Origin of the sequence: Rubripirellula lacrimiformis, from assembly GCF_007741535.1 — a bacterium.
Lineage (GTDB): Bacteria > Planctomycetota > Planctomycetia > Pirellulales > Pirellulaceae > Rubripirellula > Rubripirellula lacrimiformis.
Genome location: NZ_CP036525.1, coordinates 8,387,877 through 8,398,520, shown reverse-complemented (window position 1 = coordinate 8,398,520; position 10,644 = coordinate 8,387,877). Strand labels below are relative to the sequence as shown.

Here is a 10,644-nt window from a genome sequence, read left to right as displayed (position 1 = left end):
GACCTAGCCGTTGTTCGACAATGGCCGTGTGGCCGGGCCAGCGGCCGGCTGCCAGGCCTATCCGTACAGATCCAGCAGTTCTTGAGGAACCCGCTGCAGCACGCCTTGGCGGTCGATCACCCCCAACGTCACCGTGGCCTCGACCAGCGTCACGCCGTCGCGGCTGATCGTGTAGTCATGAATGATCTTGGCCGCTGTGACTTTCGCGATCGTCGTTCGGATATCGATCACGTCGTCGTACCGGGCCGGGCTTCGATATCGACAATCGACTCGAACGACGACCACGAACTGACCGGATTCTTCCATCGACCGATATCGACCGCCGCTGGCGCGTAGCAGTTCGGTCCGGCCGATTTCGAAGTATTGCAGATAGCGTGAATGATGGACCAAGCCCATCGGGTCACACTCGTCATAACGGACGCGCAACTGTGTTGTGTTTTCTCGCATGATTTCCGAATGCCGATGGTTGGATGGACGGGCTGTTCTATTCGCCACGCAGGCTCTGGTAAAGTTTGGCTCGCGCCAACCGCCAATCGCGTTCGACCGTACCCACGCTGACGTCCAAGACCTCGGCGACTTCGGGAATCGAAAGTCCGGAAAAGAAACGCAGTTCGACCACTTCGCGTTGTCGCGGCGAGTCTTTCTCGAGTTCCGCTAGGGACGATTCTAGATCGACAAAGTTGCATTGGTTGCTGGCTTCGAAGTTGTCCAGCACGATGTCCAGCGAACCCCGTTGGTATTCGCCGCCCCGTTTGGTCGTATTCCGAGCGCGGGCGTGGTCGACCAGGATCTGACGCATCGCTCGATTGGCCATCCCGAAAAAGTAACGTCGATCGGACGCGTTTTCGGCAGCATCGGAGTCCAGCAATCGCAGACAGGCTTCGTTGACCAACGCGGTTGCCTGCAACGTGTGATCGGGGCGTTCGCGGCTCATCAATGCCGCCGCCATGCCACGAAGCTCGCTTTGCAATTCCGTAAACAGAGCGTCCTTGGCGGATTCGTCGCCCGATTTCAGCCTCTGCAGCAGAACGGATACTTCGTGCGGCTGGTCTGTCATGGGGGCAATGGGGGACGGAGGCATGAAAACGAAATCGACCCTGCCTAACATACCAGTTTGCCACACGAAAAAACCCTCGCAGCTGATTCAGCGGCGAGGGATGGCGAGTCGAAAGCGAGGCACACGGTCGGGATCACCAGCCGCGGTAGGTTTGGCCGCCATAGGTTTGGTATGCCGGTTGAACCGAAGGTTGGTAAACCGGTTGTGGGGTCACCCAGCCGCGGTTGTCGACCGCACGGGCAGCGCTGAATGATCGTTGTCCCCAGCGGGCCGTGGCACCCGCATTGGCCGTGGCGCTAGAGAAGTTACCGTTGGCGATCGCTTGCCCATTTGATTGTGCGAATCCGCCCCAACTGGATCGTGCGGTGGAATTGACGTGCGACCGAGCACCCCAGCCATTGGCGATCGATGTCCCGTTGGAAATCGCGGTGCCGCCATTGGCGATCGCTGTGCTGCGTCCGCTGGCGAAGCCACCGTTGGTGCCGCGGCCGTTCATGTTGGCCGATGCGTAGCCGCCATTGCGAGCGATCGCGGTGGCATTGAGTCGAGTGTTGCCACGCCCGCTAGCACTGGCGACCGCGGTCCCGCCGCTGGAGTAGCTGCTGGCAGTGACTTGAGCGTTGGCGTCCGCCGCGATCAGGCACAGGGCGGCAAATGCAAAGGAGGTGGTGAAGCGTGTCATCGTCAAGGTTCCTTGGTCGGAGGTGGTTCTTGGTTTCGAAAGTCGTTGTTGGCTTTCACGAGGACTTGCGTCGAAACCGGCGGAACCCCTTAACATCTTTTCTAGAAAACCTTGTCGGGCCACGTTCGTGGCTATTGGACAGCAAGTCCCGCAGGGACGACAGCACGCATGCCGGTGGTCTTGACCACCGGTGGATTCGTTCGTGGCTATTGGGCAGCAAGTCCCGCAGGGACCACCGCACGCGTGCTGGTGGTCTTGACCACCGGTGGATTCAGACGCGGCCAATGACACCGTGGCCCAAGGTCCACGGCAGAGGGCTGTCGCCACGTTCGTGGCTATTGGGCAGCAAGTCCCGCAGGGACCACCGCACGCGTGCTGGTGGTCTTGACCACCGGTGGATTCAGACGCGGCCAATGACACCGTGGCCCAAAGTCCACGGCAGAGGGCTGTCGCCACGTTCGTGGCTATTGGACAGCAAGTCCCGCAGGGACCACCGCACGCATGCCGGTGGTCTTGACCACCGGTGGATTCAGACGCGGCCAATGACACCGTGGCCCAAGGTCCACGGCAGAGGGCTGTCGCCAGGTTCGTGGCTATTGGACAGCAAGTCCCGCAGGGACGACAGCACGCGTGCCGGTGGTCTTGACCACCGGTGGATTCAGACGCGGCCAATGACACCGTGGACCAAGGTCCACGGCAGAGGGCTGTCGCCAGGTTCGTGGCTATGGGGCAGCAAGTCCCGCAGGGACGACAGCATGCATGCCGGTGGTCTTGACCACCGGTGGATCCAGACGCGGCCAATGACACCGTGGACCAAGGTCCACGGCAGAGGGCTGTCGCCACGTTCGTGGCTATTGGGCAGCAAGTCCCGCAGGGACCACCGCACGCATGCCGGTGGTCTTGACCACCGGTGGATTCAGGCGCGGCCAATGACACCGTGGCCCAAGGTCCACGGCAGAGGGCTGTCGCCAGGTTCGTGGCTGTTGGGCAGCAAGTCCCGCAGGGACGACAGCACGCATGCCGGTGGTCAAGCGTTTTAAAATCCGATCGCTTGCCGGATCATTTGCTTGGCTTCCTTGGAATACCGATCCGAATCCAATTGCTGTTGGATTTGTTTCCGCGTGCCCTGCATCTGCAGTCGACCGATCTTGGGATCCGACGAGTCGATACTGAGCGAAATTTGGTCGCCCGATTGGCTGATGGAAACTGCCTCGGAACTACTGGAGGAGGATGAAGCGGCCGTGGTGCCGAGTCCTGGATCACGATGCCATCCCCTGCCGGGGCGGGACGGGAGATTTCCAAACGAACGGTTGGGCGGCGATGGGATTCCGAATGCAGGGCCATTGCCCGGCGACAGCATTTGGATGGATCCGCGGCGGATGACCAACGCCATCATCATTTCGTCGGGGCGTCCTAGGCGATCTTGCTGGAGTACCGGTTGTCCATTGACCTGCAACAGAATGTCGCCGTTTCGAAAGCCTGCCAGGTCGGCTGGACGTCCCGGTTGTACGTCGCGAACGACCAGGCCACCGCGGCGCTGCAACATCGGCAGGTGCAGTCGCAACAGATTGGGAACGGCCCCGAATTCGGCACCCCAGTGGTCATCCAACAGCGACGCATCGGGGATGGACGAATCGTTTGAAGTTTGGGCTTGGTCCGAATCCGGTTGGGTTTGGGCTCGCAGTGGGAGGCCGGAAACGGTCAGCAGTCCGGCAGCGAAAAACATCAACCATCGAGTCGAATTCAGGGAACGTCGATTCATCGCAGTAGATCCTAATGAGGGAATGAATGATTGGCAGTACGCAGAACAACCTTCGACCGATAAGGAATCGGCCGAAGGCGGCGGAGGGTCGGCGGTGGTTGGTTTAGCGACGGTTTCCGAACCATCGTTGGTTGGTCATGCCCGACTGGTATCCGGGTTGAACCGCAGGTTGATAGGTCGGTTGGCCCCACTGGCGAGTGTGGCTTTGGGACCAGGCCTTCGTGTTTTGGCCGAACCCGGTCGATTGACTGCCGCCATAGACCTGTCCATTGCGGGTTCCGGTTTGGCCACCGGAAATGACTCGCCGGTTGCCGCCTTGGCTGACCACACCACCCTGGCTGAAATGGGTCCCGTTGGCGCCAATGTTCAGGTTCATGTTATGAGCCACCCCGCCTGGTCCGGCACCGGCACCGACTGAATTGCTGATTGCCAATCCGTTGGGGCCGGCTCCGAGTGCGAATCCGTGGCCGAACTGCATGCCATTTTTCGAGCTGCTGCGGCCCTTCACGATCGAGATCGGGCCCGATGCACTGCCACCGGCCCCGGCAAAACCGTTGCCGATATCGACCCACGAACCAGCACTCTGTGCCGAAACGGTGGGTGCCATCATCGTCATCACCAGAGCGGCAGCTAGGCCGGCCAGGGTGCGGCGGACGGCCGAGGTTGAACGGGGCAAGCTTCGGTTGATCGATTGGGACATGGTTCTTCTCTTGGATGTGCGGTTGCGGGAGGTGTTTCGAGTGGCCGATTCAGCCGCCTCACCCACACTTGCGAGAAGTCTGCGAGAGTCCCTTAACGATTTCTCGAAAAGAATCTTCGCTTGGTTTACCGCCTGCTGATTTCGTGAGCCGCAGGCGCGTGAGCGGCCGGGAATTGCCCGTGTCGTCACGGCCGGCGGCTTATCTTTGCCGTTGAAAGACGCGACGAAATCGACAGTGCGCTTGCCCTGATTGGTGGCCGATGGAACCAAGGATATCGCCTCAACGGCTCATGCGTTGCCGATCGATACTCGACGAAGCCAGCAGGCCGTTTACCGTGTTAGGGAATACGTGTGATCACAACGTCATCGATCCAGACCCGGCCTTTTCCGGCGCCGCTGATCGTGATCCTTGATTCTGTGATCCGGCCGCGGGGGTCTACCGGCGTGGTGAACTGACCCTGGTGGGTCGTCCAAGCTGTGCTGGATTGGGTCGACTTGGTATTGGCAGTTCCCTCGCTGCCTGGGATCGAGATGATGGGGTGCGATCCAATTTGCACGGTCGTTGTGGGGGATGCGGGCAAGTCCTGCTTCACTCGCATCGTGACGCGATAGCGGACACCGGGTTCGACCGAGAAATCTTGATACAGACTGGCATTGCCACCCTGCAGTTGCAGTGCCGATTGGCCGGTCTGTCCGGGCGATGGGATCACGCGAACGTTGGTGGGGATCTGCCAGTATTTCGTCGACCCGAGTTCAAAGTCGCCGTTGAGCAGCGCGGCGCGATAGTTCGGACTCCGTTGCTGCGGAACCTTCATCCCGGTGATCCGTGGCAATTCCATCAGCGATTCGACAAACGATTTCATCGCAGGCAAATACTCGCTCTGGGGTGCCGTCTTTTGAATCGTCCCGTAGCGGATTCCCAAGGGTCGGATGACGGACATCAGATGACAGGCCGGTTCCAATTCCCGGGCCAACATGATCGCTTCGGTGGCTTCGTTGTAACGTCGCAGGATTCCCAGTGTTCGTCCTTTGCCCAGCAGCGCCGCGGATCGTTGATCGTCGGTCCGTGCAATCGATTGGGCGATGCTGTATTCCGCTAGCGCTTCGTCGATCTGGTCTTCGGCTTCGAAACAAACCGCCAACCCGTAATGTGCCCAGTCATGATTGGGATCCAACGTGATCGCCGTCGTGAAGTCCGCTTTGGCCGATTCGATCAGCGCGGCCGTTTGCTCGGATCTTTGTGGGTCGGGCCTGGTCAGATCTTCGGCGGAAATCTTGATCATCCCGGACACGGCATGGGCGTGAGCGGCGGCGTTGGGCAACGCGATGGCTTGGCCGATGATCGCAGCGGCTTCGTCGAAACGGTTTTGGTTCAATCGGATCGACGCCAACAGTGTGGGAAAGCGAGCGTCGTCGGGATATTCGTTTTGAAGCTGTTCGGTGACATCGGCGACTTCGCTGCGTCCCCGAAGGTCGTCGGTTTTCACAAACGGTGCGTCGTTGATCCCGACTAGTTCCAGAGTCCGTTTGGACGTTTCCAAGAACCGTGTGATCGCTTCGTCAACGTTGCCCATTTCCAACAGGGCCAAACCATGTTGCCAACCGACCCATGGTTGGGTTCGCCCCAGCCGATCCGCCATCTGGGCATCCGCCAAACTCCACCGCCGTAGTTCTTCGACCGATTCGGTTTGAATTTGATCGTCGGCGTTGCGTACACGCTGGATCAATCTGGCCTGGGCACGGTACATCGACGAACGGTCGGCGTACCCAAAGCACTTGTCGGGCCGCAGTGCGATGCAGCGACCGATCGATTGGATGGCGGCATCGTATTGGTGCAGGTCGTCGCCCCCATCACGCTGGGCCAACAGAAACTCGACCTGTGACAAACCCAGACTGGTCCAGTAATAATCCGGTCGCTGTGCGGAGGCACGCAGGAAAAGATCTCGAGCAGTCACCATGGAATCACTGCCCTGGTAATCGCGAAAGAAGATTTCAAAGTTAGGGTCGAAGGCGGCGATCATCGACAGCACACCGATGCTATGCGAATCGGTCGCCGTGCGGGTTCGTCCCAGATCGCTGCCCGCCAACCGCGACCCTTGGAACAATCGGAATTCGGCTGAACGTCGATACCAACGGGCGGCTTCGGAAAGGCGGAACAGTTCGATCCGGCGGCTGACGATGATCGCGGCGGCCGCTTCGCGTTTCCCTTGGTCGGTGCGCAGGAATCGCCGAATCGCCGGCACCATGTTGGACGCCGACGTGACTCGCCCGGTCCCCGTCAAACGGACCCCGATCGTCTTGACCAGCATGGCGTTGATCAGCATCCATTGTTGGTACACATCCCAGCGCAGCCGATCGGCTTGTTCAGGGGACAGGTCCTGGACCGGCAACTGGAACCACCAATCTTCGCGATCCCAAACGCCCAATGCTTCCAGTCCCCATCGACCGGCCGCGATCGCTTTGCTGTCGCGGCTAAGAACGTTTTGTTCGTTGGTGACATCGAACGATTCATAGAACGTGACGATTTGGGCGATGCGATCCGCTTTGGACGCCAGTGAATCTCGCTGGGCCGCCAGACTGGGTTCATCGGCGATCAGTTTGACGGCTTCGGACAAAACGCTTGATGCGGATGAGTACCGGTTGGCCGCGATCTCGGCTTGGGCCAGCGATGCGGCGCCGGCGACGGCGGTTCGCAGTTCAACCAAACGGCTGGACTGCGCGGATTCCAACGCGATCGCTTTGGCGGTGTTCTCCCGCTGGATGCGAAACTGTTTGGCCTGTTGCCCGCTCCAGATCGCGGAACCCAAGATCGATCCGATCGTCAACAGAGTCGCTGCAACGGCGCCCGAATACGCCAACGTGCGATGTCGCCGGACCCACCGCCCGGTGCGGACGGAAACCGAGTCCCGGTGTACCGAAACCGGTTCATCCGCCAGCCATCGTTCGATGTCGGTTGCCAGATCCGACACCGTGCGATATCGATCGATGGGTTTGGTCGCCATCGCGTTTAGACAGATCGCTTCCAACGCCGGTGGCACGTCCGATGAAATTTCATGCGGCGGGGGAAAGTCGCCCACTGCGATTCGTGGCAACAGTTTCTGGATCGATTCGTCGCGATGCGGTGGCACGCCGGTCAGGACTTCGTACAGGGTCGCCCCCAACAGGTAGATGTCGGTGCGGCGGCTGATGTCTTCCCAGTGGCCGTTGGCCTGTTCGGGGCTCATGTATTGAGGGGTGCCGACGGTGCCACCGAATCGGGTGGGTGTTGAATCGTTGTCCTTTTCTTGATTCAGATCTTCCATCAACGCGGCCGTCATCGACTCGTCGCGTGGCGCGTCTAGCAATTTGGCCAATCCCCAATCGACCACCAGGGTTTCGCCGTAGCGGCCGACCATGACGTTGGCCGGTTTGATATCACGGTGCAGGATTTGGCGGCTGTGGGCGTAGCTGATCGTGTCGCAGACGTCGACAAAGGTTCTTAGCAGTTGGCGAAGCCCCAGATCGCGGGTCGATTTCCCGATGGCGTCTTCGTTGGCATGGTTGGCCGGTTGATGATGCCGAGCGATGACTTCCTTGAACGTGTCCCCTTCGATGAAACGCATCGCGTAGAAATGGCGGCCGTCGGGCCAGGTTCCCATCGCATAGACGGGCACAACGCCGGGGTGTTCCAGGCGGCCGGTCACTTCGGCTTCTTGGACAAACCGTTGCCGGGCCTCGTGGTGAGATTGCCACTTGGGTTTGATCTGTTTGATGGCGACTTCGCGGCCGAGTTGCCGGTCCAGGGCGATCAGCACTTCCCCCAAACCGCCTTCCTGGTGCCGCGACAGGATCCGGAACCGATCCAGTTCGGAATCCCGACCATCGGCCGAATCATCGCCCTCCGGGGTTGGGGGCGACCGATGAGCCGACACCAACGCTTGTTGGTCCAGGAATCCGGACTCTAAAAAATCGTCGCTCCCTGCGGCCGAATCGGCTGCGACCAAACCCATCACTTTCGCTAGCAGCGTCTCGTTTCCTCCGCAGCGATCTCGGATGAAGGCATCACGCTGATCAGCCGGGCGATCAAGCGCATCGAAAAAAATCGATTCGACCAGTTCGGGGGGCGGTTCGCTCACGTGGTCCGTCCGGCGATAACGCGTGGGAGAAGAGGCAACTGGATTTTGGCACAGGAGGATCCAATTGGGGGACAGCGTACCAGTTGTGCGGTATCCATTGCGATCTGTGCAAGCCAAGTGAACCTTCGGACAACCCGGTCGGCAGGCAACGACGGGCTTGATTTGCCCGGGGTTAGGACCGTGGGGGCAAGCCGCTCAGTACACGACGGCTGGGCTCAGGCCGCTGGCAATGACCGCTGGGGCGGGGGCAAAAGGATCGCGTTCCGGTGGGCCCAATGTCAGTTACCCGCCACACCCTGTTACCTCGGGGGGCCAAGGACTAAATTGTGTCCACTATGAAAAACCTATTTGAACTCAACGATGATGTCGCGGTCGTAATCGGCGGCACTGGTGAACTTGGCGGCATGATGGCCGAGTCACTGGGTGGATTCGGTGCAAAAGTCGCTGTGGTCGGTCGAAATGCCGAACGCGGTGACGCTCGTGCCAAGAAAATCACCGATGCGGGCGGCGAGGCGAAGTTCTTTGCCGCCGACGGACTATCGGCGGAATCGCTCGACGAGGCTCGTCAAGCGATCAAGGCTTGGGCGGGAGCTCCCGCGTCGGTATTGGTCAACGCGGCGGGCGGAAATCGCCCCGATGCGACGATCCCCCCAGGTGGCGACGTCTGCAAATTGCCGCTCGATGCATGGCGGGACGTCTTCGACCTGAACTTGGTCGGCGGTGCCCTGTTGCCCAGCCAGATTTTTGCTCCGGACATGATCCAAGCTGGTGTCGGCAGTGTGATCAACATCGCATCGATGTCGGGAATGATCCCGTTGTCGCGAGTGGTTGCCTATTCGGCAGCAAAAGCGGCCGTGATCAACCTGACCCTGTGGCTGGCACGCGAGTGGGCGACCACGGGCGTCCGAGTCAACGCGATCAGCCCCGGATTCTTTCCGGCCGAACAGAACCGCAAACTGTTGTTCAACGATGATGGTTCGTACACCGAACGTGGCGGCCAGATCATCGGACACACGCCGATGGATCGCTTCGGCAACCCTGACGAACTAGCCGGCGCTGTGGTCTGGTTGGCCAGCCGTCGCGCGTCGTCCTTTGTCACCGGCCAAAACATTGCCGTCGACGGCGGGTTCGCGTCGGTCACCATCTAGATCTCGGTTTTCCATTTCCTCCACTTTTGATCCTCCAAACCTGCGAAATATAACTATGAGCGGACTGAACATTCCCAGCGGCGATAAGGCACTCGATTTCTGCGCACTAGGTGCACTCGTCCACCGTTTGGATCCGGGTGTGATTCCATTCCGCACCGCAGACAACTTCGAAGTCCATGTTTCCGGTGGCGAGTACAACTGTGCTGCCAACCTGTCGTCTTGCTTCGGGCTCAACACCGGCGTGGCGACCGCGATGGTCGACAACCCCATCGGCGAACTGATCCAACGCCAAGTGCGTGCGATGGGCGTGAAGCCTTTCTACAAGGATTTCAAGCACGATGGTGTTCGTGGTCCAAACATGGCGACCGTGTACAGCGATCGCGGCCAAGGCGTTCGCGCCCCTGTCGTGTTCTACAACCGGGCCAACGAAGCCGGCGCGATGCTGAAGCCGGGCGACTTTGATTGGGACAAGATGTTTGCCGGCGGCGTTCGCTGGGTTCACAGTGGCGGTATCTTCGCAGCCCTGTCGGAAACGACCGCTGACGTCGTCGTCGAGATGATGGAAGCCGCCGGACGTGCCGGTGCGATCCGTTCGTTCGACCTGAACTATCGTGCCAAGTTGTGGGACACGATCGGTGGCTTGGCCCAAGGCCAAAAGATGATCGCCAAGATCGTCGAAAACGTCGACGTCTTGGTTGGAAACGAAGAAGATTTGCAGAAGGGCTTGGGCGTGAAGGGCCCTGATGTCGAGGAAAAGACCGACAGCAAGCTGGACCCCAAAAACTTCTTTGGCATGATCGGAGACGCTGTCAAGAAGTTCCCGAACGTCAAAGCGGTCGCCACCACGCTTCGCGAAGTCCACTCGACCAATCGTCACTCGTGGAGCGCTGTGTTGTGGTACGACGGCAAAGAATACATCGCCCCAACAGCCGAATTGGACGTCATTGACCGGATCGGTGGCGGTGACGGATTCGCGTCTGGGTTGATCTACGGATTGATCGACGGACGGGAGCCTCAAGAAGCTCTGAAACTGGGCTGGGCTCATGGTGCTCTTCTGACCACCTTCCCCGGCGATGTTTCGCGAGCCAGCCTGGCCGAAGTCGAAGCGTTCGCCGAAGGCGGCAGCGCTCGCGTCCAACGCTAGAAAGATGACACCCCGGCCGTGGCTTGCCCCGGCTAG

General features: G+C 60.0%; 9 protein-coding genes. 3 read left to right on the top strand and 6 right to left on the bottom strand.

Going from position 1 to position 10,644, the window contains the following annotated elements:
- Positions 1 to 57: 57 nt before the first annotated feature.
- From K227x_RS29445 to K227x_RS29435, 3 genes are all read right to left on the bottom strand, one after another.
- Positions 58 to 447: an acyl-CoA thioesterase gene (locus K227x_RS29445; RefSeq protein ID WP_145176612.1), complete on the bottom strand. Its 390-nt coding sequence runs from the start codon at positions 445 to 447 to the stop codon at positions 58 to 60.
- 37 nt (positions 448 to 484) lie between these two features.
- Positions 485 to 1,057 (bottom strand): sigma-70 family RNA polymerase sigma factor, encoded by a 573-nt coding sequence (locus tag K227x_RS29440; protein WP_145178622.1) that lies wholly within the window; start codon positions 1,055 to 1,057, stop codon positions 485 to 487.
- Positions 1,058 to 1,190: 133 nt separating this feature from the next.
- Entirely contained in the window at positions 1,191 to 1,739 is a 549-nt protein-coding gene (locus K227x_RS29435) for a hypothetical protein (protein ID WP_145176609.1), read from the bottom strand.
- A gap of 111 nt (positions 1,740 to 1,850) precedes the next feature.
- On the opposite strand from K227x_RS29435, the gene K227x_RS31015 reads away from it, so the two are divergent.
- Positions 1,851 to 2,027: a hypothetical protein gene (locus K227x_RS31015; RefSeq protein WP_218933642.1), complete on the top strand. Its 177-nt coding sequence runs from the start codon at positions 1,851 to 1,853 to the stop codon at positions 2,025 to 2,027.
- Positions 2,028 to 2,775: 748 nt separating this feature from the next.
- Here the strand turns inward: K227x_RS31015 and K227x_RS29430 are convergent.
- From K227x_RS29430 to K227x_RS29420, 3 genes are all read right to left on the bottom strand, one after another.
- The gene (locus K227x_RS29430) at positions 2,776 to 3,501 is read right to left on the bottom strand and encodes a PDZ domain-containing protein (RefSeq protein WP_145176606.1); all 726 of its coding nucleotides are present in this window, start codon (positions 3,499 to 3,501) and stop codon (positions 2,776 to 2,778) included.
- A gap of 103 nt (positions 3,502 to 3,604) precedes the next feature.
- Positions 3,605 to 4,201 (bottom strand): hypothetical protein, encoded by a 597-nt coding sequence (locus K227x_RS29425; protein WP_218933641.1) that lies wholly within the window; start codon positions 4,199 to 4,201, stop codon positions 3,605 to 3,607.
- A 338-nt stretch (positions 4,202 to 4,539) separates the two neighbouring features.
- Positions 4,540 to 8,316: a protein kinase domain-containing protein gene (locus tag K227x_RS29420; RefSeq protein WP_145176600.1), complete on the bottom strand. Its 3,777-nt coding sequence runs from the start codon at positions 8,314 to 8,316 to the stop codon at positions 4,540 to 4,542.
- Between the two features lie 335 nt (positions 8,317 to 8,651).
- Between K227x_RS29420 and K227x_RS29415 the strand changes: the two genes are divergently transcribed.
- Together K227x_RS29415 and K227x_RS29410 are read left to right on the top strand one after the other, a co-directional pair.
- Positions 8,652 to 9,464 (top strand): SDR family oxidoreductase, encoded by an 813-nt coding sequence (locus tag K227x_RS29415; RefSeq protein ID WP_145176597.1) that lies wholly within the window; start codon positions 8,652 to 8,654, stop codon positions 9,462 to 9,464.
- A gap of 55 nt (positions 9,465 to 9,519) precedes the next feature.
- On the top strand, positions 9,520 to 10,608 hold the full coding sequence (locus tag K227x_RS29410) for a sugar kinase (RefSeq protein ID WP_145176594.1): 1,089 nt from the start codon (positions 9,520 to 9,522) through the stop codon (positions 10,606 to 10,608).
- Positions 10,609 to 10,644: the final 36 nt, after the last annotated feature.

Excerpts from the sequence above, each read along its gene's own strand:
- K227x_RS29445 (WP_145176612.1), bottom strand. The coding sequence starts at position 447 with ATGCGAGAAAACACAACACAGTTGCGCGTCCGTTATGACGAGTGTGAC.
- K227x_RS29435 (WP_145176609.1), bottom strand. The coding sequence starts at position 1,739 with ATGACACGCTTCACCACCTCCTTTGCATTTGCCGCCCTGTGCCTGATC.
- K227x_RS29440 (WP_145178622.1), bottom strand. The coding sequence starts at position 1,057 with ATGACAGACCAGCCGCACGAAGTATCCGTTCTGCTGCAGAGGCTGAAA.
- K227x_RS29410 (WP_145176594.1), top strand. The coding sequence starts at position 9,520 with ATGAGCGGACTGAACATTCCCAGCGGCGATAAGGCACTCGATTTCTGC.
- K227x_RS29430 (WP_145176606.1), bottom strand. The coding sequence starts at position 3,501 with ATGAATCGACGTTCCCTGAATTCGACTCGATGGTTGATGTTTTTCGCT.
- K227x_RS29415 (WP_145176597.1), top strand. The coding sequence starts at position 8,652 with ATGAAAAACCTATTTGAACTCAACGATGATGTCGCGGTCGTAATCGGC.
- K227x_RS29425 (WP_218933641.1), bottom strand. The coding sequence starts at position 4,201 with ATGTCCCAATCGATCAACCGAAGCTTGCCCCGTTCAACCTCGGCCGTC.